21 protein-coding genes are annotated in these 22422 nt (G+C 70.4%); 14 read left to right on the top strand and 7 right to left on the bottom strand.

Features of this window, described 5'->3' with window-relative positions; genetic code table 11:
* Positions 1 to 45: 45 nt before the first annotated feature.
* Positions 46 to 1971, bottom strand: coding sequence for an MFS transporter (locus BKK81_RS09390; protein WP_071016268.1), 1926 nt, complete (start codon positions 1969 to 1971; stop codon positions 46 to 48).
* Between the two features lie 124 nt (positions 1972 to 2095).
* On the bottom strand, positions 2096 to 2542 hold the full coding sequence (locus BKK81_RS09385; protein WP_071012340.1) for a CBS domain-containing protein: 447 nt from the start codon (positions 2540 to 2542) through the stop codon (positions 2096 to 2098).
* Positions 2543 to 2816: 274 nt separating this feature from the next.
* Between BKK81_RS09385 and BKK81_RS09380 the strand changes: the two genes are divergently transcribed.
* The 3 genes from BKK81_RS09380 to BKK81_RS09370 all read left to right on the top strand — a co-directional run bounded on the left by BKK81_RS09380 (position 2817) and on the right by BKK81_RS09370 (position 5380).
* Positions 2817 to 4115 (top strand): O-acetylhomoserine aminocarboxypropyltransferase, encoded by a 1299-nt coding sequence (locus BKK81_RS09380; protein WP_071012339.1) that lies wholly within the window; start codon positions 2817 to 2819, stop codon positions 4113 to 4115.
* 10 nt (positions 4116 to 4125) lie between these two features.
* Entirely contained in the window at positions 4126 to 4950 is an 825-nt protein-coding gene (locus tag BKK81_RS09375; RefSeq protein ID WP_071012337.1) for an alpha/beta fold hydrolase, read from the top strand.
* A gap of 112 nt (positions 4951 to 5062) precedes the next feature.
* Positions 5063 to 5380 carry an Mpo1-like protein gene (locus BKK81_RS09370; RefSeq protein WP_071012335.1) on the top strand — a complete coding sequence of 106 codons (318 nt, stop codon included), beginning with the start codon at positions 5063 to 5065 and terminating at the stop codon, positions 5378 to 5380.
* Between the two features lie 34 nt (positions 5381 to 5414).
* Here the strand turns inward: BKK81_RS09370 and BKK81_RS09365 are convergent, their stop codons facing one another.
* The gene (locus tag BKK81_RS09365) at positions 5415 to 6767 is read right to left on the bottom strand and encodes a YihY family inner membrane protein (RefSeq protein WP_071012333.1); all 1353 of its coding nucleotides are present in this window, start codon (positions 6765 to 6767) and stop codon (positions 5415 to 5417) included.
* 204 nt (positions 6768 to 6971) lie between these two features.
* Here BKK81_RS09365 and wrbA point away from each other — a divergent pair, with 204 nt between their 5' ends.
* The 4 genes from wrbA to BKK81_RS09345 all read left to right on the top strand — a co-directional run bounded on the left by wrbA (position 6972) and on the right by BKK81_RS09345 (position 10923).
* Entirely contained in the window at positions 6972 to 7574 is a 603-nt protein-coding gene (gene wrbA, locus BKK81_RS09360) for an NAD(P)H:quinone oxidoreductase (RefSeq protein ID WP_071012331.1), read from the top strand.
* Entirely contained in the window at positions 7574 to 7972 is a 399-nt protein-coding gene (locus tag BKK81_RS09355; RefSeq protein WP_071012330.1) for a DUF2069 domain-containing protein, read from the top strand. Before wrbA ends, BKK81_RS09355 begins: the two co-directional genes overlap by 1 nt.
* 31 nt (positions 7973 to 8003) lie before the next feature.
* On the top strand, positions 8004 to 9434 hold the full coding sequence (locus BKK81_RS09350) for an FAD-binding oxidoreductase (protein WP_071012328.1): 1431 nt from the start codon (positions 8004 to 8006) through the stop codon (positions 9432 to 9434).
* Positions 9435 to 9819: 385 nt separating this feature from the next.
* Entirely contained in the window at positions 9820 to 10923 is a 1104-nt protein-coding gene (locus BKK81_RS09345) for a porin (protein WP_071012327.1), read from the top strand.
* 41 nt (positions 10924 to 10964) lie between these two features.
* Here the strand turns inward: BKK81_RS09345 and BKK81_RS09340 are convergent, their stop codons facing one another.
* Entirely contained in the window at positions 10965 to 11507 is a 543-nt protein-coding gene (locus tag BKK81_RS09340) for a gamma carbonic anhydrase family protein (protein ID WP_071012325.1), read from the bottom strand.
* A gap of 439 nt (positions 11508 to 11946) precedes the next feature.
* Between BKK81_RS09340 and BKK81_RS09335 the strand changes: the two genes are divergently transcribed.
* Positions 11947 to 12990, top strand: coding sequence for an alpha/beta hydrolase (locus BKK81_RS09335; RefSeq protein WP_071012324.1), 1044 nt, complete (start codon positions 11947 to 11949; stop codon positions 12988 to 12990).
* A gap of 89 nt (positions 12991 to 13079) precedes the next feature.
* Here the strand turns inward: BKK81_RS09335 and BKK81_RS09330 are convergent, their stop codons facing one another.
* The 3 genes from BKK81_RS09330 to BKK81_RS09320 all read right to left on the bottom strand — a co-directional run bounded on the left by BKK81_RS09330 (position 13080) and on the right by BKK81_RS09320 (position 15290).
* The gene (locus BKK81_RS09330; RefSeq protein ID WP_071012322.1) at positions 13080 to 13511 is read right to left on the bottom strand and encodes a host attachment protein; all 432 of its coding nucleotides are present in this window, start codon (positions 13509 to 13511) and stop codon (positions 13080 to 13082) included.
* A gap of 123 nt (positions 13512 to 13634) precedes the next feature.
* A complete protein-coding gene (locus BKK81_RS09325; protein ID WP_071012320.1) occupies positions 13635 to 14042 on the bottom strand; it encodes a hypothetical protein in 408 nt (135 codons plus the stop codon).
* A 21-nt stretch (positions 14043 to 14063) separates the two neighbouring features.
* Positions 14064 to 15290, bottom strand: a complete 1227-nt coding sequence (locus BKK81_RS09320) for an FAD-dependent oxidoreductase (RefSeq protein WP_071012318.1) — start codon at positions 15288 to 15290, stop codon at positions 14064 to 14066.
* Between the two features lie 176 nt (positions 15291 to 15466).
* Here BKK81_RS09320 and BKK81_RS09315 point away from each other — a divergent pair, with 176 nt between their 5' ends.
* From BKK81_RS09315 to phnX, 6 genes are all read left to right on the top strand, one after another.
* Positions 15467 to 16441 (top strand): AraC family transcriptional regulator, encoded by a 975-nt coding sequence (locus tag BKK81_RS09315; RefSeq protein WP_083384025.1) that lies wholly within the window; start codon positions 15467 to 15469, stop codon positions 16439 to 16441.
* Between the two features lie 151 nt (positions 16442 to 16592).
* Positions 16593 to 17327, top strand: coding sequence for a YceH family protein (locus BKK81_RS09310; protein ID WP_071012316.1), 735 nt, complete (start codon positions 16593 to 16595; stop codon positions 17325 to 17327).
* Positions 17328 to 17426: 99 nt separating this feature from the next.
* Positions 17427 to 18293 (top strand): LysR family transcriptional regulator, encoded by an 867-nt coding sequence (locus BKK81_RS09305; protein ID WP_071012314.1) that lies wholly within the window; start codon positions 17427 to 17429, stop codon positions 18291 to 18293.
* A 179-nt stretch (positions 18294 to 18472) separates the two neighbouring features.
* The gene (locus BKK81_RS09300) at positions 18473 to 19561 is read left to right on the top strand and encodes a putative 2-aminoethylphosphonate ABC transporter ATP-binding protein (protein ID WP_071012313.1); all 1089 of its coding nucleotides are present in this window, start codon (positions 18473 to 18475) and stop codon (positions 19559 to 19561) included.
* Positions 19562 to 19568: 7 nt separating this feature from the next.
* Complete coding sequence (locus tag BKK81_RS09295; RefSeq protein WP_071016264.1) at positions 19569 to 21320, top strand: putative 2-aminoethylphosphonate ABC transporter permease subunit; 1752 nt, start codon at positions 19569 to 19571, stop codon at positions 21318 to 21320.
* 161 nt (positions 21321 to 21481) lie between these two features.
* Entirely contained in the window at positions 21482 to 22345 is an 864-nt protein-coding gene (gene phnX / locus BKK81_RS09290; RefSeq protein WP_071012311.1) for a phosphonoacetaldehyde hydrolase, read from the top strand.
* The last annotated feature ends 77 nt before the right edge of the window (positions 22346 to 22422 follow it).

Below are 22422 nucleotides of genomic sequence, written 5' to 3'. Positions count from 1 at the left end.
GCCGGAGCGCACGGGGCAGCCCCGGCACCACGTCCGGCACCACGCTCAACGCCAGTCGCCGCGCAGGTCGAGCACCACCTGGCGCAAGCCTTCCGGCGTCACCGCCTCCGGCGCGATCGGCTCGCCCACCACCAGCTCCAGCCGGCTCAGGATGCCGCGCCGGAACGGCCGCGACATGGCCGCCCCGCCCTTGCGCGAGAAGAAGCTGCCCCACAGGCCGCGCAGCGCCATCGGCACCACCGGCACCGGCGTGCGGCCGATGATCTGCATCACGCCCTGCTTGAAGGGATTGAGCTCGCCGTCCGCCGTGATCTTGCCTTCCGGGAAGATGCAGACGAGATCGCCCTCGGCCAGGGCCGCCGCAATGCGGTCGTAGGCGCGCGCCAGCAGCGTGCCGTCCTCGTGCGCGGGCGCGATGGCGATCGCCCCCGCCTGCCGGAAGAACCACGACAGGAGCGGCACCTTGAAGATGCGGTGATCCATCACGAAGCGCACCGGGCGGGGGCTCGCCGCCATCAGCACCACCGCATCGGCGAAGCTCACGTGGTTGCACACCAGCACCGCCGCGCCCGCCTCCGGAATGCGCTCGGCATGGATGCGGCGCAGCCGGTAGACCGTATGCACCAGGATCCAGGCGATGAAGCGCAGCAGGAACTCCGGCACCAGCGAATAAACGTAGAGCGCCACCACCACATTGAGCAGGCCCACCACCAGGAACAGGTGCGGAATGGTGTAGCCGGCCTGCGTCATCGCCACGCCCAGCAGCGAGGCGGCGATCATGAACAGGCTGTTGAGGATGTTGTTGGCGGCGATGATGCGGGCGCGGTGCGTGGGCGCGCTGCGGCTCTGGATCAGGGCGTAGAGCGGCACGCTGTAGAAGCCGCCGAACATGGCCAGCAGGAACAGGTCCGCCAGCACGCGCCAGTGGCGCGGATCGGCCAGGAAGTCGCCGACCCCCGACAGCGCGGCATGGTGCTCGCCATGGCTGGCGAAATACAGCTCGATGGCGAACACGCTCATGCCGATCGAGCCGAACGGCACCAGCCCGATTTCCACGTGGCGCCCCGAGAGGCGCTCGCACAGCAGCGAGCCGATGCCGATGCCGAGCGAAAAGACCGCCAGCAGCATCGTCACCACGTTCTGGTCGCCGCCGAGCACCTCCTTGGCGAAGCCGAAGAAGGAAGTCAGCATGGTGGCACCGAGGAACCACAGCCAGGAAATGCCCAGCAGGCTGAGGAAGACGGTGCGGTTCTGGTGCGCCAGCTTCAGGTTGCGCCAGGTCTCGCTGAGCGGGTTCCAGTTGATGCGCAGGTCCGGCTGCGGCGCCGGCGAAACCGGCACGCCGCGCGACACCAGCCGGCCCGCCAGCGCCAGCGCGAGGCAGAGTGCGCCCACGTAGAGCGGCCCGATCACGTCCCCGCCGCGGCTCAGGCCGGCCAGCTCGCCGCCCACCAGGGTGCCGATCAGGATGGCCACGAAAGTGCCCATCTCGACCATGCCGTTGCCGCCCACCAGCTCGGTCTCGTCGAGGTGCTGCGGCAGGTAGGCGAACTTGACCGGCCCGAACAGCGTGGAATGCAGCCCCATCAGGAAGGTGCAGGCGTACAGCACCGGTGCGCTGTGCCAGACGAAGCCGGCCAGCCCCAATGCCATGATGACGATCTCCAGCGACTTGACCAGGCGGATCAGGCGCGACTTCTCCATCTTGTCGGCGATCTGGCCGCTGGTGGCCGAGAACAGCACGAAGGGCGCGATGAAGATGGCCGAGATCAGGAACGCGGCGCTGTGCGGGTCGACGCCCTCGAACAGCGTGGCATGGTAGGTGACCAGCGACGTGAAGGCCACCTTGAAGACATTGTCGTTCATCGCCCCCAGGAACTGCGTCCAGAAGAAGGGAGCAAAACGGCGCGTGGACAGCAGTTGGAACTGGCTCTTGGAGTGGCTCTTGGAGTGGCTCTTGGGATCGCTCATGGGGACGCAGGAATTGGCCCGTCCGGGCAGGACGCCGGCCGTCGCCGGCAGCGGCCGCCGCGGGCGCCGCGCCATCGGCGCACCCGCGGGCGCGCCGATGGCGCCCGCCTGCGACGCCGGGGACTCAGTCGGCCCGCTCCTCGGGCCAGTCGCGGATGTAGGCCTTGAGCATACGGTTCTCGAAGCTCTGCTCCTCGACCACCGCCTTGGCCACGTCGTAGAAGGAAATCACGCCCATCAGGGTGCGGTTGTCCATCACCGGCAGGTAGCGCGCATGGCGCGCCAGCATCATGCGGCGCACCTCGTCGACGTCGGTCTCCATGGTGCAGGTCAACGGGGCGTCGTCCATCACCTTGCGGATGCTGACGGTGCCCACGGCGCCATTGTTCGCCGCCAGGGTCTGGATGATCTCGCGGAACGTGAGCATGCCGACCAGATCGCCGTACTCCATCACCACCAGGGAGCCGATATCGTGCTCCGACATGGTGTGCACGGCCTGCATCAGGGACGTGTCCGGCGTCACGGTGAAGAGCGTGTTGCCCTTGATCTGCAGGATGTCGCTGACTTTCATGATGGTCTCCGCTGGGTCTGGCCGGATGCCCGCGCTGCAGGCGCTGGGGCTCGGGATAGCCGGTGTTGGGTAGGAATAATGTTTGTTGGAAGGGTATGTCGGCCCGGCGCCGCGAGCACTGCACAACCTCATGCGCCCGATCCTAGCCGAAACGGGCCGCCGAAGTAAAGCACAGGCGCCTCTCCGGGCGCCCGGAGAGGCGCCTGCGGGGGGTGCCGGCGGCGCGCGCGCGATGCTACGATGCACGCCGGAATCCACTTCAGCCTGCCTCATCATGTCCGGAACCCGCTTCGACACCTTGGCGCTGCATGCCGGCGCCGCGCCCGATCCCGCCACCGGGGCGCGCGCCACCCCGATCCACCTGAGCACGTCCTTCGTGTTCCGCGACAGCGAGCACGCGGCCTCGCTGTTCAATATGGAACGGGCCGGCCACGTCTATTCGCGCATCTCCAACCCCACCGTGGCGGTATTCGAGGAGCGCGTGGCGGCACTGGAGAACGGCGTCGGCGCGATCGGCGTGGCTTCCGGCCAGGCCGCGCTGCACCTGGCGGTGGCCACCCTGATGGGAGCGGGCTCCCATATCGTCGCCTCCAGCGCGCTGTACGGCGGCTCGCACAACCTGCTGCACTACACGCTGCGCCGCTTCGGCATCGAGACCACCTTCGTCAAGGCGCGCGACATCGACGCCTGGCGCGCGGCCATCCGCCCGGAGACCCGCCTGCTGTTCGGCGAGACGCTCGGCAACCCCGGCCTGGACGTGCTCGACATCCCGACGCTGGCCCAGCTCGGCCAGGAGCACAAGATCCCGCTGCTGGTCGACTCGACCTTCACCACCCCCTACCTGCTCAAGCCCTTCGACCATGGCGCCGGCCTGCTCTACCATTCGGCCACCAAGTTCCTGGGCGGCCACGGCACCACCATCGGCGGCGTGCTGGTGGAGGGCGGCACTTTCGACTTCCAGGCCTCGGGGCGTTTCCCCGAGCTGTCGGAGCCCTACGAGGGCTTCCACAACATGGTGTTCACCGAGGAAAGCACGGTGGCGCCCTTCCTGCTGCGCGCGCGCCGCGAGGGCCTGCGCGACTTCGGCGCCTGCATGAACCCGATGGCGGCATGGCAGCTGCTGCAGGGCATCGAGACGCTGCCGCTGCGCATGCAGCGGCATATCGACAATGCGCGCCGCGTGGTGCAGTTCCTGGTGTCGCACCCGATGGTCGAGTCGGTGGCCTATCCCGAGCTGGAATCCCACCCCGACTACGAACTGGCCAAACGCCTGCTGCCGCGCGGCTGCGGCGCGGTGTTCAGCTTCAACCTGAAGGGCAACCGCGTGGCGGGCCAGCGCTTCATCGAGAGCCTGACGCTGTTCTCCCACCTGGCCAACGTGGGCGACGCCCGCTCGCTGGTGATCCACCCGGCCTCGACCACCCATTTCCGCATGGACGCGGCGGCGCTGCAATCGGCCGGCATCGGCGAAGGCACCATCCGCCTGTCGGTGGGCCTGGAAGACCCGGACGACCTGATCGACGACCTCAAGCGCGGCCTCAAGGCCGCCGAGAAATCCATGAGCGGCAAGTGAGGACAGCCTGATGGAACTGACCGTTTCCGGCCGCAAGGCCTACGCCTACACCGGCGGCAAACCCTTCGACCCCACCCTGCCCTGTGCCATCTTCGTGCACGGCGCGCAGAACGACCACAGCGTCTGGGCCCTGCAATCGCGCTGGTTCGCCCACCACGGCTTCTCGGTGCTCGCCGTCGACCTGCCCGGCCACAACCGCAGCGAAGGCGAACCGCTCGCTACCGTCGAGGCCATGGCCGACTGGGTCATGGACCTGGCCCGCGCCGCCGGCGTGCAGGGCCCTGTACTCGTGTTCGGGCACAGCATGGGCTCGCTGATCGCGCTGGAATGCGCGGCGCGCCACCCCGACTCGGTACGCGGGGCCGCGCTGCTGGCGACCGCCTATCCGATGAAGGTCTCCGACGCGCTGCTGCAGGCCGCGCTGGAGCGTGAGGACCAGGCCATCGCCATGGTCAACAACTGGTCGCTGTCCAGCCTGGCCAACAAGCCCTCCTCGCCCGGCCCGGGCTCGTGGATGCACGGCGGCAACCAGCGCCTGATGGAGCGAGTGGCCCAGCGCAATCCTGGCGCCCACGTCTTCCACACCGACTTCTCGGCCTGCAACGCCTATGCCCACGGCGACGAAGCGGCGGCGGCGGTGCGTTGCCCGGTGCTGTTCGTGTGCGGCAGCAAGGACCTGATGACCTCGCCCAGGGCAGCCCAGGCGCTGGCGGCCAGGATGACCGCCGCCAGCGTGGTCACGGTGCCGTGCGGCCACGCGCTGATGGGCGAGAAGCCCGACGAAGTGCTGGACGCGCTGGCCGCGTTCGCGCGCCGCGCGATGGCGGCCGGCTGAAGCCCGCCCCCTGCCCGGCGCGGGCCGCCCGGTCCGCGCCGCAGCATGCCCGGCGCGCGGCGGCGCGCTACACTGTTTTCCGGATGTATTCCAACGAAAACAGGAGACCGCCATGCGCCCGGCATCCACGCGCGAATTCGACAGCTTCGCCGCCTTCTACCCCTTCTACCTGAACGAGCACCGCAACCGCACCTGCCGCCGCCTGCATTTCGCCGGCTCCACGGTGGCGCTGCTGTGCCTGGCCGCGCTGGTCGCCAGCGGCAATGCCTGGTGGCTCGCTGGCGCCGTGGTGTCCGGCTATGCCTTCGCCTGGGTCGGGCACTTCGCCTTCGAGAAGAACCGCCCGGCCACCTTCCGCCACCCGCTCTACAGCCTGATGGGCGATTGGGTGATGTACGCCGACATCCTGCGCGGCCGCCTCCCCTTCTGAGCGCGCGCGGCGGGCCGCCGCCCGCGGCACGGACTCAGACCTGGCCGTGCCAGCCCGGCGGCACCACCTCCAAGGCGCGGCGGCGCCCCTTGCCCTGGTCTTCGCTGCCGCCATCCCCGCCGCCGGCCGGATATTCCGCCTGGCGGAAGACCGATTCCAGCGAGCGGTCGAGCTGCGGATTGTCGAGCATGGCCTTCAACTCATCGCCGCCCTGCAGCTGCTGCGCCAGCGCGGTGCGCGCCAGGCGCGGCAGGTTGAGCACCAGTCGGCTGTGCAGCGTGCGCAGCGCCACCTGGCTCGGATCGCACAGCAAGGCCCAGTGCGCCTGCCCTCTTTCCTGCTGCAGCCGGCCCACCAGGTGCATGGCCTTGAGCTTGCCCAGCAGTGCCGCCAGGTAGTCGGCCTCCACCCGCAGCTTGCGGCCCAGGTCGAGTTCGCCCACGCTGCGCGGCACCTCGTCGCGCGCCTTGTACAACAGGTAGAGCACGCCGAGCGCGTCGAAGAACTCGCTGCCGGCGAAGCTGCGCCGGCGCCAGTGGCCCTGGCGGATCACCGGCAGGTTGGCGGCGATGGTGGCGCCCAGCAAGGTCACCAGCCAGCTCAGGTAGATCCACAGCAGGAAGATCGGCAGCGCGGCGAAGGTGCCGTAGACCACCGTATAGGTCGGGATATGGGTGATGAAGTAGCCGAAGCCGCGCTTGGCCAGTTCGAAGGCCAGCGCCGCCACCAGCCCGGCGACGATGGCGTCGCGCCAGTCCACGTAGGCATTGGGCACCGTGGTGTAGAGGAAGGCGAAGGCCAGCGCCGACAGCAGCACCGGCACCATGCTGACCAGCAGGCCGACGCCGAACGGCATGGTGCCGACGTAGCCGGCCGAGACCGAGATCAGGTAGGAACTGATCGACAGGCTGGCGCCGATCAGCACCGGCCCGAAGGTCAGCGTCGCCCAGTACACCAGCACGCGCTGCGCCAGCGGGCGCGGCCGGCGCACGCGCCAGATGGCGTTGAGCGCGTTCTCCACCGTCAGCATGGTCAGCACAGCCGTCACCATCAGGCCGCCCAGGCCCATCGCGGTCAGCCCGCGCGCGCTGCGGGAGAACTGCCCCAGGTAGCTCGAGATCGAATTGCTGACATTGCCCGGAATCAGGTTCTGGAACAGGAAGGCCTCGATCTGCGCGCGGAAGTCGCGGAACACGGGAAAGGCGGCCAGCAGGGCGAAGGCCACGGTCAGCACCGGCACCACCGACAGGAAGGTGGTGAAGGTGAGGCTCGAGGCAACCTGCGGCAGCTTGTCTTCGCCGGCGCGGCGCAGCACATAGCGCAGCAGCGCGCGCAGCTTCTGCAGGTTCCAGCCGCGGCGCAGGCGGTTCAGGCGGACGGAGGACATTTGGGGGCACGGCTCCAGCTTCGATGACGATGGCCCGGCGCAGCCGGAGCTGGCGCCGGGGCCACATCTATAATAACCGCTATTGCCGGCCCGCCCGCAGCGGACCGGCCTGCTGCGTGCCCGGCACCAGCCCGGCCCAAGCACGACCCAGGCGCGCCCCAAGCACGACCAGAGCCCGACACCATCTGCCCGCTCCGCTCCCCGATGACCGAAATCCTTGTCCTGTACTACAGCCGCCACGGCAGCACGCGCCGGCTGGCCGAACTGATCGCCAGCGGCATCGACAGCGTGCCCGGCGCCCATGCGCGGCTGCGCACCGTGCCGCCGGTCTCCACCGTCAGCGAAGCCACTGCCCCCGACATCCCCGGCAACGGCCCGCCCTACGCCGAGCTGCGTGACCTGGAGGAATGCGCCGGCCTGGCGCTCGGCAGCCCCACCCGCTTCGGCAATATGGCCGCGCCGATGAAGTACTTCCTCGATGGCACCGTGGCGCAATGGCTGTCCGGCGCCCTGGCCGGCAAGCCGGCCTGCGTCTTCACCTCGACCGGCAGCCTGCATGGCGGACAGGAAAGCACGCTGCTGTCCATGATGCTGCCGCTGCTGCACCACGGCATGCTGCTGCTCGGCCTGCCCTATTCCGAGAGCGCGCTGATGACCACGCGCTCCGGCGGCACGCCCTATGGCGCCAGCCACTACGCCCACGTCGACAACAGCGGCCCGGTCACCGAGGACGAAAGCGCGCTGGCGCGCGCGCTCGGGCGCCGCCTGGCGCAGACGGCGCTGCGGCTCGACGCGGGAGTGCGCTGATGGCGGCCGCCCCCTCCACCGACGACACCCGCCTGCACAATCCGGCACTGCACGCCCTGTCGGCGGGCAGCCTCGTTGCCCTGCTGCTGCTGTGCGTCGGCTGGGAATGGCTGCTGGCGCCGCTGCGCCCGGGCGGCTCATGGCTGGTCCTGAAGTGCCTGCCACTGCTGCTGCCGCTGCGCGGGGTGCTGCGCCGCGACCGCTACACCATGCAGTGGTCGTCGATGCTGATCCTGCTCTACTTCACCGAAGGCATCGTGCGCGCCACCAGCGACCGCCAGCCGTCCGCCACCTACGCCTGGATCGAGGTGGCCCTGGTCCTGCTGTGCTTCGTCAGCACCATCCTCTACCTGCGCCCGTTCAAGCAACGTGCCCGCGCCAGCGCGCGCGGCCGCTGACTCCCGGCCCATCCCCGACCCTGCAGACACCATGTCCACCCCCTTCCGCCCCGACTCCTTCCTCGACCTGTGCCGCGCCGCCATCGGGCCGCAGCATGTGCTGACCACTGCCGACGACCTGGCGCCCTACCTGACCGACTGGCGCCGGCGCTACACCGGCGAGGCGCTCGCCGTGCTGCGCCCGGGCAGCGCCGAGGAAGTGGCCACGGTGGTGCATGCCTGCCACGCGCACCGCGTGGCCATGGTGCCCCAGGGCGGCAACACCGGCCTGTGCGGCGGTGCCACCCCGGCCGCGGCCGGCGAACGGCCGGTGGTGGTGATCTCGCTGCAGCGGCTCAAGCGCGTGCGCCAGGTCGATCCGCTCAACAACACCATCACGGTCGAGGCCGGCGTGGTGCTGCAGCACCTGCAGGAAGTGGCGCGCGAGCACGGCCGCCTGTTCCCGCTGAGCCTGGCGGCGGAAGGCAGCTGCACCATCGGCGGCAACCTCGGCACCAATGCCGGCGGCACCGCGGTGCTGCGCTACGGCAACACGCGCGAACTGTGCCTGGGGCTGGAAGTGGTGACCCCGTCCGGCGAACTGTGGGACGGCCTGCGCGGCCTGCGCAAGGACAATACCGGCTACGACCTGCGTGACCTCTTCATCGGCGCCGAAGGCACGCTGGGCATCATCACCGCCGCCGTGATGAAGCTCTATCCGCTGCCGCGCGCGCGCGTCACCGCGCTGGCGGCAGTGGACAGCCCGCGCGCGGCGCTGGCGCTGCTGGCCATCGCCCAGGCCCATGCCGGCGCCATGCTGACCGGGTTCGAGCTGATGTCGGCGCTGTGCATGACGCTGGTGACGCGCCACTTCCCGCAGCTGCGCTATCCCTTCGTGCAGCCCTATCCCCAGCTGGTGCTGCTGGAGCTCTCCGACAGCGAAAGCGAGGACCATGCGCGCCAGATCTTCGAGACCATGATGCAGGCCGCGCTGGAGGCCGGCGTGGTCCAGGACGCCGCCGTGGCCGAATCGGTGCAGCAGTCGCGCGACTTCTGGAACCTGCGCGAGCACATTCCGCTGGCCCAGGTGGAGGAAGGCAAGAACATCAAGCACGACATCGCCGTGCCGATCTCGCGCATCGCCGACTTCATCGAGGCCACCGACGCGCTGCTGCAGCAGGCCTTCCCGGGCGCGCGCATGGTCACGTTCGGCCATCTCGGCGACGGCAACCTGCACTACAACGTCTCGCCGCCCGCAGGCACCGACCACGACGCCTTCCTCGCCAACCAGGCAGCGGTCAACCAGATCGTGCACGACAGCGTGCATGCGCACCGCGGCTCGATCTCGGCGGAGCACGGGCTGGGCCAGCTCAAGCGCGAGGAAAACCAGCGCTACAAGAGCGAGGTCGAGCTGGCCATGATGCGCGCCATCAAGCAGGCGCTGGATCCGCTCGGGCTGATGAACCCGGGCAAGGTGCTGTAGGCGCGGCACGGCTCCCTCGCTGGCCCCCCCCCCCAGGCGGGAACGCGCGTCCCACCCGGGGCCGCACACGCCCTCGAGGCGCCGGCATGCACGCCGGACCATGCCGGACATGCCGGACATGCCGGACATGCCGGACATGCCGGACATGCCGATTATCCCAGCGCGACCCAGCGCCGGTTGGGAATATTCTATTTTCGGAAGTTTATTTTCCTAATTTTCATTAAAAATAAATCAAGCCATTGATTTATAAGAAAAATATTAATCTCACACGAAAAACAGACCAGCAACACCAGGCAGCGCAGGAATTGAGCGGATATTTTTGACCTTCGATAATCCTCGGTCCACAAGGAGTGCTTGTGAAAACACAGGAACGGAGGAAAAAACCATGAAGCTCAGACTGATCGCCGCGTCGGCCGCCCTGCTGGCCTCGGGCACGCTGCATGCCCAATCGAGCGTGACGCTCTACGGCGTCGCCGACGTCGGCATCGAAGCCCTCAACCGTGCGTCGCAGGGGCATGCTCCCGGCGCCGACGGCCGCACCGTGCGCATGTCGTCGGGCAACCTGTCCGGCTCGCGCTGGGGCCTGCGCGGCGTCGAGGACCTGGGCCAGGGCCTGAAGGCGGTCTTCACGCTGGAGAGCGGCTTCCACCTCGATACCGGCAGCACCAGCGGTGGCTCGCGCCTGTTCGACCGCCAGGCCCTGGTCGGCCTGCAGGGCGAGTTCGGCAGCCTGACGCTGGGACGCCAGCAGACGCCGGTCTACGATTTCGGCATCACCTACGACCCGATGGCGCTGTCGGCGCGCTATTCCATGCTGTCGCAGGATCGCGGCATGGCCGGCCGCGCCAATAACGCCATCAAGTACACCGGCAGCTTCGGCGGCCTGACGGCATCGGCCCTGTATAGCTTCGGCTACGGCGACGAGGGCGAGCGCCCGGGCGACTCGCGCCTGGGCCGTGAGTATGCCTTCGGCCTCGGCTACGCCGACGGGCCGTTCAGCGTCGGCGCCATCTACGACCAGCGCTTGCCGTCCACCGATAAATCGCTCGGCCGCGACGTCAAGGTACAGCGCGCCGCAATCGCCGGCAGCTACGCCATCGGCCCGGTCAAGGCTTTCGCAGGCTACCGCTGGGCCATGCTGCAGGCCGGGACACCCCACTCGCGCGCCAACTTGTGGTGGGCGGGCCTGGGCCTGCAAGCCACGCCGGCGCTGTCGCTGAAGGGCGCGGCCTACTACCAGGACTTCCGCGACACGCGCGCCGACCCCTGGCTCTTCGTCGCCTCGGCGGACTATGCGCTGTCCAAGCGCACCGATGCCTACGTGAACGTCGCGCTCGCCTGGAACCGCGCCGACGCCGGCCAGGGCGTCGCCTCCAACCTCGGTGTCAACGGCGGCGACAGCCTGTATGGCGCGCCGGCCCCCTTCATCGACGGCACGGCCAAGCGCAACCAGGTCGGCGCGGTAGTCGGCATCCGCCACAAGTTCTGAGCACGGCGATACCCGGGCGGTGCCCACGGCGCCGCCCGGCCTCAGGCCTGGTCTGCTTCGGCCCGGTGCTGCGCCTGCAGCTTCACGTAATTGCCCGCGGTATAGCTGAAGAAGCTGCGCTCCTTGTCGGTCAGCGCGCGTACCTGGCGGGCGGGACTGCCGACGTAGAGATGTCCGCTCGCCAGCACCTTGCCGGGCGGCACCACGCTGCCGGCGCCGAGGATGACCTCGTCCTCGATCACGGCGCCGTCCATCACGATGGAACCCATGCCCACCAGGATGCGGCTGCCGATGGTGCAGCCATGCAGCAGTACCTTGTGGCCCACGGTCACCTCGTCGCCGATGGTGAGCGGAAAGCCGTCCGCGTTGAACGGGCCGGCGTGGGTGATATGCAGGACGCTGCCATCCTGGATGCTGGTACGTGCGCCGATGCGGATGCGGTGCATGTCGCCGCGGATCGTCACCAGCGGCCACACGGAACTGTCGCTGCCGATCTCGACGTCGCCGATCACGACGGCGCTGGCGTCGACGAACACACGGTCGCCGAGTTGCGGGGTCTTGCCTTGGAAGCTGCGGAGGGTCACGTTCGATGCCTGGGTTGAAGCCGGGCGCGCAGTGGCCGGTGGCCGGATGCCGCCGCGGCCGGGATTGGCGCCGGACCCAGGATTCTAGTCCACGGCGCATTCGAAAGGCACCCCCGATCGGACCGCGCCTCCGGGCCGTCCGTATGCGTCGTTGCAAAGGCCCGCCATGGCCGTGCCATGGCTGTGCGTTGCACCTGGCCTGCCACCTGGAGGCGGCGCCGCTCCGGTGCGCCTTCTCTGACGCAATGGACCAGCCGCCCGGGCAGGCACCTATTGCCTGAACGAGCGAAAGCGCCTAGTGTCCGAGGCTGGCCTGCGCGTGCAGCTGGCTGCAGGCCACGTTGTTCGTGCGCCGTTGTTCGTGCGCCGTTCTTCGCCCGCCGTTCTCCGCGGCCGTTCTTCGCTTGTCAGACGCAGCAACTGGACCAAGAAGCCACCTGTGAACCTGCGAACCGTCCTCTCGGCCTGCGCGGCCTGCGCCGTGCTGCTGCTCGTCGCGCTGGCGGCCGCCATCGCCTTCGGCGGCCCCACGCGGCCGCAGCCGATGCTGAGCATCAGCAACCCTTTCCGCAATGTCGATTACAGCGCGCTGCCGCCGCTGTCGCACTATGCGGCGCGCGACGGCACGCAACTGGCCTACCGCCGCTATGCGCCGGCGGGCGGCGCTGCCGCGCGCGGCAGCGTGGTGCTGGTGCACGGCTCATCGGCCAACAGCCAGAGCGTGCATCCGCTGGCGCAAAGCCTCGCCGGAGCGGGCTTCGCCGTCTACGCGCTCGATATCCGCGGCCACGGCAACTCGGGCCCGCACGGTGACATCGCCTACATCGGCCAGCTCGACGACGACCTGCAGGACTTCATGGGCAGCGTGCGCCCGCCGCGCCCGAGCACGCTGGCGGGCTTCTCCTCGGGCGGCGGCTTTGCCATCCGCGTGGCCGGCGGAGCGCGCCAGGCGCTGTTCGACAATTACCTGTTCCTGGCCCCCTACACCAGCCGCCGCGCCGCCAGCTTCCGGCCCAATGCCGGCGGCTGGGTGGCGGTCGGCGTGCCGCGCGTGGTCGCGCTGACCCTGCTCAACCGCATCGGCGTCACGCGCTACAACCACCTGCCGGTGGTGGCCTTCGCCGTCGGCAATGCATCCGCTGCCGGGCTGGTCGGCACCTATTCCTATGCCCTGGTGACGAATTTCCAGCCCGACGAAGCCTACCAGGACGATATCCGCGCCATCCGCGAGCCGGCAGCGGTGCTGGCCGGCGTGGACGACGAGGTCTTCCTGGCCGCCCGCTTCGCCCAGGTCTTCGCCGAAGCCGGACGGCCCGACATCCCCGTCACGCTGGTGCCAGGCAGCGGGCACATCGGCCTGACGCTGGATGCGCAAGCGCGCGCGGCCGTCGTCGCCGCGGTGGCAAAGCTCGACGCCGCGACCAGGCCGATGCCTGCCAGCGCCAGCCAGGCCCCCGCCCCCATCGGCGAGCGCGCCTACTAGCACCGGCGCCGCCGCGCTCACGGCGCTCACGGCCCAGCGCGTGCAGGCAGGCCACCGGAACGCGCCCCCGGCGGGGCGCGCGGCACCGGTCAGCGCCTGGCCAGGCGGCTGCGCACCTCGGGTGCGGCCAGCTTGCACAGTCCGCCGGGAATCTCCTCCATCACCATGCCTCGCACCTGCTTGCCCAGGTGCACACGCAGGCGCCCCAGGAAACGCGGCGCGGCCGCCAGCCGCAGCTTGTCGAAGCGGCGGGCCATGCGCGCCTCGTCGAGGAAGCGCCCAAGCCAGCGCGCGAACAGTTCATGTTCCTTGGCCGCCGGATCGGTACGCGGCGACATCGAATGCGAGGGCTCCCCCTTGCCAGCGAAGCGCCCCTGCGCATCGGTCCGCAACTGGCTGTCGCGGGCCCTGCCGAGCGGATTCAGCAGATCCTGGATCTCCTCGAAATCGCGGGAACGGCCGTTGCTCTGGAACACCCGTGCCCGGCTGCCGTCCGCAACCACTGTCCAGATCGTCGTCATCGGTCTCTCCTTCACGTGGGCGTAGCCACTGCCACCAGCATAGGTGCTGCCGGCAGTCGGCGTGCCAGGCTTCGCCATCCGCGTAGACCGCGGCCGCGCCGGTGTGCCGGCCAGGCGGAGCGGCTAGCCGGCCAGCCGCTCCCTGGCCAGTTCCTGCGCTGCCTGCGCCGACGGCGCGATCGCCATCGGTACGCCGAAGGCCTTCACCGCCAGCGCTGCCTGTGCATTCAGGGCCACGCGCTTGAGCGCATCCGGCTCGACGGCGATCACCGCCTTGCAGAGGCGGGCAAGCGCCTCCTTGTTGCGCTTGAGCCAGAGCGCACGTACCTTGCGGTCCGCATGCTCCTCTTCGGCCTGGCGCTCCGGCATCAGGATCACGAAGGGAAACTGCTGCCGCAGCAGCTCGTCCATCTCCCGCTCCCACTGCGCGGCGTAGCCCGGGCGGACGGCCTCGCGCCGGGTCCAGACCAGCGGGAACGCGGCGATATCGTGAACGGTAAACGGTGTGGCGTGCTCGAATACCTGGGTCATGGCATTGCTCCTTCTGCTTCTTCAAGCCGCGTCCGCGGCATCCATGGCAGCGGCGAGGCGTGCCGCCGCCGCGGCCGAGGCCTCCAGCGCAGCCGCCGCGCGCTCGCGCATGCCCGCCTCGTACCGCCCCAGCGCCGCCGGCAGGGCTTGATAGCCACCTGCCACCGCAGCCAGGCATGCGGCGAGCTCCGCGGCATCCTGCAGCGCCGTATTGGCTCCGACTCCGCCAGCCGGCGACATCGCATGCGCCGCGTCACCGAGCAGGGTTGCCTCCCCGGCCGGCCAGAGGGCGGGCTGGCGCGCGCTGCGCACGGGCAGCATGGCGATACTGCGCGGGTCGGTCTGATCGAACACCGTCCGCAGCACCGGATGCCAGTCGGCGACCAGTCCGGCCACCTGCGCGAAGCGCCGTGCAGGCGTCGCTTCGGCATCGGCCGGTCCGACGCGCGCCCGCGGGCCGATCACGGCCCAATAGAAGTAGTCCTCGACCGCGCCGAGCCGGCAACCCGGTGCCAGGCGCGCGGCCAGTTGCGGCAGCGGCTCGCGGAAACGCATGGGGTCGAGGATGGCGGCAAAGCCATCGGCGAAAATCACCGAGGTGCCCTGGCACAACGCCTCGCCGGCCGCGCCGGCATCGCGCCGCAGCGCTGGCATGGCGGCACTGCGGCCGTAGAAGCAGACGGCGCCGGTGTCCTCCGGCGCGGCCGCCGGCGCCAGTTGCGCGCGGACCGGGGAATGCACGCCATCCGCGCCGACCAGCACGCTGGTGGCCAGCGCCGTGCCATCGTCGAACGCCACCCGCAGGCCGCCTTGCCCCATCGGCGCGTGGCGCAGGTAGGACTTGCCGAAATGCACCCGGCTCTCGATGCCGCACAGCAGGATCTCGCGCAGCGTCTGCCGGTGCGCGCTGAGGTCGCCACCGGCAGGCGCGCCGGCCTCGTCCACCGTGCGCCGCCAGCCGGGCGCCGGCCTGCCACGCGTCGGCCTCAAGCCGGTGTCGAAGAAACTCCCCGCGCTGGCGGCGACGGCACAGCTGTGCCGGAACAGCACGTCCAGGCCGGGCGGCAGGCACGCCGACAGCGCGCGCTGCCCGTCGGCATCGATGCGGATACGGTAGCCCTGGGCGCGGCTGTCCGGCCGCGCATCGCGCTCGAAGACGTCGAAGGCGATGCCCGCGCGCTGCAGGCCCTGGGCCAGGCACAGGCCGCCGAGGCCCGCGCCGATGATGGAAACGTGTAGACCCTTCATCGTGGATTCTTCCTGTGACCGGCGGCGGCCCATGCCGCAGCGCCGTGCCGACAAAGGTAGCCCGGCCGCGCCTTTCCGCGATAACGATATTCGGACGATAATTAATGCAATTCGGCCAACCCGGGGAAAGCCTCGCGCGGCGGCCTATCCCCACCCTGCAGGAGATGCCACGGGAAATGCCACGCACGACAGGCCGCAAAGGACAGGACCAGGCATCCGTCCAGGCATCCGACGACACCAATGCCAAGGCGCACGGCGCTCCGGACAAGCGGCGCGGCGGTGACCACGGGAAGCCTCGCCAGCCGCTCCGGGCCACGCTCCTGGCCACGCCGCCGGAGAGCGAGACCGTCCTCGCCCTGCGCGACCTGAGCGACCGCGCCGACGGCCCCGCGCTGGTCGCCTTCTGGGGCTCGGAAGCCGCGCAGAGCGAGTTCCGCCTCGGCACGCGCGAATACGGCTGGCACCGGCACCTGCGCGGCCAGTTCTTCTGCATCGAGAACGGGCTGGTGCACGTGCGCACCCGGCACGGCTCCTGGATCCTGCCGCCGCACCGTGCCGGCTGGCTGCCGCCCGGCATCGAGCACAAGGTCAGCATCAGCGGCGCGCTGAGCGGCTGGGGCGTGATGCTGACGCCGGCCGCCAGCGGCGGACTGCCGCCGGAGCCCCGCGTGCTCGGCGTCAGCGAGCTGTTGCGCGCGCTGGTGCGCCGGGCCACCTCGTGGTCACAGGCGGAGCACCTGCTGCCGGAACAGGAGCGGGTGGTGGCGGTGCTGCTCGACGAGATGCGCCTGGCGCCGCACGAACCGCTGCACCTGCCGATGCCGTCCGACCGCAGGCTGCTGCGCGTTGCCACGGCGCTGCTGGCGCAGCCGGCCGACGCGCGCACGCTGGCGTCGCTGGCCGGCGAGGCGGGGCTGTCCGAGCGCACGCTGCGGCGCCTGTTCCTGGCCGAGACCGGCATGAGCCTGCAGCAATGGCGCCAGCAGGCACGCCTGACCTTGGCGCTCGAACGCCTGGCGGGCGGCGATGCCGTCAACGACGTGGCCGAAGCGCTCGGCTACGCCACTCCGAGCAACTTCATCGCCATGTTCCGCAAGGCCTTCGGCGACTCTCCCGCGCGCTACTTCTCGCGCCGCCGGGAGCCGCTTTAGGCCCGCGCCCGGGAATCGCGGCTATCATGTCGCTCGCCGGCCGGCCCCGCGCAGTCGTGGCGCTGCGCCCGCCGGCTCCAACATGCCTCTCCCGGAGCGCGGCGCGGCATGCGCGCGCTGCGGGCGAGGCGAGCAACCCGCGGAACCGACCATGCAAACCGAAGCCCCATCCACCGCCCGCCCGGCCATGCGGCCGCTGACGCCCCTGGAGGCACGCGTGCTGGCCGTGCTGCTGGAGAAGCAGCACACCGTGCCAGACACCTATCCGCTGTCCCTGAACGCGCTCACCGCCGGCTGCAACCAGAAGACCGCGCGCGCGCCGGTCATGAATGTCAGCGAGACCGAGGTGCTGCAAGCCATCGAGGGCCTCAAGCAATTGAGCCTGGCCATGGAAGGCAGCAGCAGCCGCGTGACCCGCTTCGAACACAATATGGGCCGCGTGCTCGGTATTCCCAGCCAGTCGGCCGCCATCCTCGCGGTACTGATGCTGCGCGGCCCGCAGACGGCCGCCGAACTGCGCTTGAATACCGCCCGCCTGCATGGCTTCGCCGACACGTCCTCGGTCGAAGCCTTTCTCGACGAACTGGCCGACGGCGAACCGGCGCGCGTGGTCAAGCTGCCGCGCATGCCGGGGGAACGCGAACACCGCTGGACGCACCTGCTGTGCGGCGAGGTCGCCATCGACACCATGGCGGCGGCGGACGCCGTCGGCCGCGGCGCGAACGACGATGCCCTCGCCGGCACCGCCGGCGGCGTCCCCATGGCCGAGTTCGCCGCGCTGCGCGCCGAACACGAGGCGCTGAGCGACAAGGTGGAACGCCTGCAGGCACTGATCGAGCGCATGGCTGGCGAGCTGGGCATCGCCGTCGACACCACCCAGCTGTGAGCCTGGCCGGCGGCCGGGTGCCGCGGCGCTCGGCCGCTCGGCTAGAATGAGCGCCGCTGCACCGCCGGCCCTGCCCGGCGCGCCCACCGCCCACCCCCGATGCTCGTCGCCCAACTCAAATCGTTCTTCATGGTCGCCCGCCTCGGCAGCATCACGCTGGCGGCCAAGCAGCTCGGCCTGAGCCAGCCGACCGTCACCTCGCAGGTCCGCGCGCTGGAAGAGGCCTACGGCGTCGAGCTGTTCCATCGCGGCGGGCGCCGCCTGGCCCTGTCGGATGCCGGCGTGCGCCTGATGCCCCTGGTCGACGAACTGGTGCGCCAGGAGACCGAGATCGACTTCATGCTGCGCAATTCCGGCGACCTCGGCTCGGGCCACCTGCGCATCGGCGCCACCGCGCCCTACTACGTGCTCGACATCGTCGACCGCTTCTGCCGCAGCCACCCGGGCATCGAGGTCAGCATCGAGACCGGCAATTCGGTGCAGATGCTCGAGGCGCTGCAGGAGTACCGCGTCGACGTGGCCCTGTCGTCGCACCGTGCCGACGACGCGCGCTTCCTGCGCCTCGAACTGGCGCGCGACCCGCTGGTGCTGGTGGTACACCGCCGCCACCCCCTGGCCGGCCGCGCCAGCCTGCCGCTGCAGGCGCTGGCGGACTGCCGCCTGCTGGTCCGCGAAGCGGGCTCGATCACCCGCGCGATGACCGAGACCATGCTCGCGCAGGCCGGCGTCAGCGCCCGCGCCACGCTCGAGATCGGCAGCCGCGAGGCCATCCGCGAAGCCATCCTGCGCGACCTCGGCGTCAGCGTGATCGCCCGCCACGAGGTACCGGACCATCCCGAGCTGCGCGTGATCCCCTTCGCCGGCGCCACACCCGAACTCAGCGAATACCTCTATTGCCTGCAGGACCGGCGCGAGGCGCGCCTGATCGCCGCCTTCCTGGCCCTGGTGCGGACGTTCGCCCGATAGACCATCGGCTCGGCCGTCCGCCACCCGCCGGCGGGGCTTGCGCCACCCGTGCCCGCCACCCGCCGCGGTGGCCCATCGCAAAACCAGCAATGACCGCATCGGCGTTTTTGCGATAACTGCCACGGTGCCTACATGTCGGCTGGCTACAGTGCAAGGCGTCAACCACCACGCTTGCGCCGATGTCCCAGCCCCCCAACGCCCCCCAAGCCGGCACCGCCAGCCCCGCCTTCCTGTCCGTGCGCGGCATCTCGCGCCGCTTCGGCGCCTTCACCGCGCTCGACGGGGTTTCGCTGGACGTGGCGCAAGGTGAATTCGTCTGCCTGCTCGGCCCTTCGGGCTGCGGCAAGACGACCCTGCTGCGCATCGTGGCCGGCCTGGAGGACTGCGACGGCGGGCAGATCCTGGCCGGCGGCCGCGACATCACGCAAGCGCCGCCGCGCGAGCGCGACTACGGCATCGTGTTCCAGTCCTACGCCCTCTTCCCCAACCTGACGGTGGCGCAGAACGTCGCCTATGGACTGGATTCGCGCAACACCGACCGTGCCCGGCTGCGCGCGCGCGTCGCCGAGATGCTGGCCCTGGTCGGCCTGGCGGGCAGCGAAGAGAAGTACCCCGCGCAACTGTCCGGCGGCCAGCAGCAGCGCGTGGCGCTGGCCCGCGCGCTGGCCCCGGCGCCGTCCCTGCTGCTGCTCGATGAGCCGATGTCGGCGCTCGACGCGCAGGTACGCGAGCACCTGCGCGTGGAACTGCGGCGGCTGCAGCGCAAGCTGAACGTCACCACGGTGATGGTCACGCATGACCAGGACGAGGCCATGGCCATGGCCGATCGCATCGCGGTGATGTCGAATGGCCGCATCGAGCAGACCGGCGCGCCGCAGGACATCTACGCCGCCCCGGCCACCGCCTTCGTGGCGGGCTTCGTCGGCCAGGCCAACTGGCTGCCGCTGGAGCATGCCGGCGACGGTTCGCTGCGCCTGGCCGGCCAGCCGCTGCAACTGTGCCCCGCCCAGGCCGCGCCGCGCGGCCGCGCGCGCCTGTTCTGCCGCCCCGAAGCCGTCACCCTGCATGCCCCCGAAGGCATGCCCAACCGGCACCTGGCGCGCATCACCGACCAGCTCTACCTGGGCAGCCGCAGCCGCGTCACGCTGGCGCTGGATGGCCTCGAAGACACCCCGGTGGTTGCCGAAGTCCCTTCGGCAGCGCTGCCGGCCGGCGTCGGCAAGCTCTGGATCGCGCTGCAGCGCGACGGCCTGCGCGTCTATGCGTGAGGCGGCCATGTCGACGATCCCGCGTGAACTGAGGGCCGCCACGCCGGCTGCCGCCGCTCCCGCCACCCGCCGCGGCCGCGCGCCCGGCGAAGGCGCCGTGCTGGGCAGCATGAAGCTGGCCTGGCTGGCGCTGCTGCTGCTCGGCCTGCTGCTGCCGCTGGCCGCGATGCTGCTGCAGGCCACCGGCCTGGTGACCACCGCGCGTGGCGGCGAACACGGGCTGGCGCTGGTGGCGCACGTGCTCGGCGACGCCAATTTCCTGCCGATGGTGGGGCGCAGCCTGGCCGTGGCGGCCACCGTGGCGGCCATCGTGGTACCGCTGGCCTTCGCCTTCGCCTATGCGATGCAGCGCACGCGCCTGCCGCTGCGCGGCGTGCTGCGCGCGCTGGCCATGCTGCCGCTGTTCGCACCCTCGCTGCTGCCGGGCATCGCGCTGGTCTACCTGTTCGGCAACCAGGGCCTGTTCAAGGACTGGGTGGGCGGCAGCATCTACGGCTTCTGGGGCATCGTCGCCGGCGAGGCGTTCTACACCTTCCCCTATGCCCTGATGCCGCTGCTGGCCACCCTGGCGCTGGCCGACGGCCGTCTCTACGACGCCGCCCGCGCCATGGGCGCCGGGCCGTGGCGCACTTTCCGCACGGTCACGCTGCCCGGCGCACGCTATGGCCTGTTCGGCGCCTTCGCCCTGGTCTTCACGCTGGTCGCCACCGACTTCGGCGTGCCCACCGTGGTGGGCGGCAGCTACCAGGTGCTGGCGGTGGAAGCCTACAAGGCCGTGGTCGGCCAGCAGCAGTTCGCGCGCGGCGCGGTGATCGGCCTGCTGCTGCTGCTGCCCGCCGTGCTCGCCTTCGGACTGGAGCGGCTGGTACAGCGGCGCCAGCATGCGCAGATGGCCAGCCGCGCCCAGCCCTATGCGCCACGCGCCAACCGCCTGCGCGACGCCGCCTTCCTGCTGCTGGCGCTGCTGGTGGCCGGCTGGATCCTGCTGATCCTGGCCACCGCCGTGGGCGCCTCGCTGGTCAAGCTGTGGCCCTACAACCTGGAGCTGACGCTGCGCAACTATGATTTCGACAATATGGACGGAGGCGGCTGGCTGGCCTACCGCAACAGCCTGAAGCTGGCCACGCTGACCGCTGTGTTCGGCACCGCGCTGATCTTCACCGGCGCCTGGCTGCTGGAAAAGACCCGCGCCGGCCGCCTGGCGGCCTGGACGCACCCCTTGATCCGCCTGTGCATCCTGCTGCCGATGGCGGTGCCCGGGCTGGTGCTCGGCCTCGGCTACGTGTTCTTCTTCAACCACCCGGCCAACCCGCTGCATGGTCTGTACGGTGGCATGGCGCTGCTGGTGCTCTGCACCATCATGCACTGCGCCACCACCGCGCACCTGACCTCGGTCTCGGCGCTGGGCCAGCTCGACCCGGTCTTCGAAGCCGTATCGGCCTCGCTCAAGGTCGGCGCGCTGCGCACTTTCTGGCGCGTCACCCTGCCGATCTGCCTGCCGACGGTGCTGGCCAACGCCCGCTACCTGTTCGTCTCGGCCATGACGACGGTGTCGGCGGTGATCTTCCTGTACAGCCCGGACACCGTGCTGGCCTCGGTGGCCGTGCTCAATATGGACGACGCCGGCGATATCGGCCCGGCCGCCGCCATGTCCACGCTGATCCTGCTGACCTCGATCGCCGCCACGCTGCTGCTGTCGCTGCTGACGCACCGCCTGGTGCGGCGCACGCAGGCCTGGCGCAGCGCGCCGCGCGACTGAGGCAGTGAACCCACCGCGGGCTGCCGGGGCACCTCCATGCCCGTGCGGCGGCCGCCGGGCAAGACAGGAGCGCGCCGCAACCCGGCCTCCGCCACAAGACGATAGCCACACCACCACGACTGACCGTCCGCCAGGACACTGCCTGAGACAACGCACCGACCATGGAACAAGCAAGCACCCCGATCGCGCGCCGCGAAGCCGCACCCGCCACGGCCCTGCGCCTGGAAGCCGCCATCCTCGACTGGGCCGGCACCGTGATCGATTTCGGCTCCTTCGCGCCGACGCAGATCTTCGTCGAAGCCTTTGCCGAGTTCGGCGTGGCCATCACTCTCGAAGAGGCACGCGGCCCGATGGGCATGGGCAAGTGGGACCACATCCGCGCCCTGTGCAACGATGCCGCCATCGCCGCGCGCTTCGCCCTAGCACAGGGGCATGCCCCGACCAATGACGACGTCACCGCCATCTACGAACGCTTCATGCCGCTGCAGATCGAGAAGGTCGGCGCGCATTCGGCACTGATTCCCGGCGCGCTGGAAACCATCGCCGCGCTGCGCGCGCAGGGCCTGAAGATCGGCACCTGCTCCGGCTACCCCGCCGCCGTGATGGCGCGCGTCGTCGAGTATGCCGCCGAGGCCGGCTACCGCCCCGACTGCGTGGTCGCCTCCGACGAGGTGCCGCGCGGCCGTCCCTGGCCCGCGCAGGCCTTGCGCAACGTGGTCGAGCTCGGCATCGGCGACGTCGCCGCCTGCGTCAAGGTCGACGACACCGTGCCGGGCATCGAAGAAGGCCGCCGTGCCGGCATGTGGACGGTGGCGCTGCTGATGTCGGGCAATGCGCTGGGGCTGACCTACGAACAGTACGCCGCGCTGCCCGTGACCGAGCGCGCCCGCCACCGCGTGGCCATCTCGGCCGGCTTCGCCGCCTGCCGCCCGCACTACGAGATCGACACCATCGCCGACCTGCCCGCCGTGGTGGCCGATATCAATGCGCGCCTGGCACGCGGCGAACGGCCGCAGTGCCAGTGAGGCGCCCGCCGCGCGCCTGCGCCGCACCTGCCGACCGTCTTGCCCATTCCATCCGTCTCATCCTTAGCCGTATCCGA

Source organism: Cupriavidus sp. USMAHM13 (assembly GCF_001854285.1).
GTDB classification, from domain to species: domain Bacteria; phylum Pseudomonadota; class Gammaproteobacteria; order Burkholderiales; family Burkholderiaceae; genus Cupriavidus; species Cupriavidus malaysiensis.
Note: the sequence above shows the minus strand (reverse complement) of the source record. Positions and strands in the feature narration are given on the sequence as shown.

Bases quoted from the DNA above. Each gene is read 5' to 3' on its own strand.
- BKK81_RS09390 (WP_071016268.1), bottom strand. From the start codon at position 1,971: ATGAGCGATCCCAAGAGCCACTCCAAGAGCCACTCCAAGAGCCAGTTC.
- BKK81_RS09385 (WP_071012340.1), bottom strand. From the start codon at position 2,542: ATGAAAGTCAGCGACATCCTGCAGATCAAGGGCAACACGCTCTTCACC.
- BKK81_RS09380 (WP_071012339.1), top strand. From the start codon at position 2,817: ATGTCCGGAACCCGCTTCGACACCTTGGCGCTGCATGCCGGCGCCGCG.
- BKK81_RS09375 (WP_071012337.1), top strand. From the start codon at position 4,126: ATGGAACTGACCGTTTCCGGCCGCAAGGCCTACGCCTACACCGGCGGC.
- BKK81_RS09370 (WP_071012335.1), top strand. From the start codon at position 5,063: ATGCGCCCGGCATCCACGCGCGAATTCGACAGCTTCGCCGCCTTCTAC.
- BKK81_RS09365 (WP_071012333.1), bottom strand. From the start codon at position 6,767: ATGTCCTCCGTCCGCCTGAACCGCCTGCGCCGCGGCTGGAACCTGCAG.
- wrbA (WP_071012331.1), top strand. From the start codon at position 6,972: ATGACCGAAATCCTTGTCCTGTACTACAGCCGCCACGGCAGCACGCGC.
- BKK81_RS09355 (WP_071012330.1), top strand. From the start codon at position 7,574: ATGGCGGCCGCCCCCTCCACCGACGACACCCGCCTGCACAATCCGGCA.
- BKK81_RS09350 (WP_071012328.1), top strand. From the start codon at position 8,004: ATGTCCACCCCCTTCCGCCCCGACTCCTTCCTCGACCTGTGCCGCGCC.
- BKK81_RS09345 (WP_071012327.1), top strand. From the start codon at position 9,820: ATGAAGCTCAGACTGATCGCCGCGTCGGCCGCCCTGCTGGCCTCGGGC.
- BKK81_RS09330 (WP_071012322.1), bottom strand. From the start codon at position 13,511: ATGACGACGATCTGGACAGTGGTTGCGGACGGCAGCCGGGCACGGGTG.
- BKK81_RS09325 (WP_071012320.1), bottom strand. From the start codon at position 14,042: ATGACCCAGGTATTCGAGCACGCCACACCGTTTACCGTTCACGATATC.
- BKK81_RS09320 (WP_071012318.1), bottom strand. From the start codon at position 15,290: ATGAAGGGTCTACACGTTTCCATCATCGGCGCGGGCCTCGGCGGCCTG.
- BKK81_RS09315 (WP_083384025.1), top strand. From the start codon at position 15,467: ATGCCACGCACGACAGGCCGCAAAGGACAGGACCAGGCATCCGTCCAG.
- BKK81_RS09310 (WP_071012316.1), top strand. From the start codon at position 16,593: ATGCAAACCGAAGCCCCATCCACCGCCCGCCCGGCCATGCGGCCGCTG.
- BKK81_RS09305 (WP_071012314.1), top strand. From the start codon at position 17,427: ATGCTCGTCGCCCAACTCAAATCGTTCTTCATGGTCGCCCGCCTCGGC.
- BKK81_RS09300 (WP_071012313.1), top strand. From the start codon at position 18,473: ATGTCCCAGCCCCCCAACGCCCCCCAAGCCGGCACCGCCAGCCCCGCC.
- BKK81_RS09295 (WP_071016264.1), top strand. From the start codon at position 19,569: ATGTCGACGATCCCGCGTGAACTGAGGGCCGCCACGCCGGCTGCCGCC.
- phnX (WP_071012311.1), top strand. From the start codon at position 21,482: ATGGAACAAGCAAGCACCCCGATCGCGCGCCGCGAAGCCGCACCCGCC.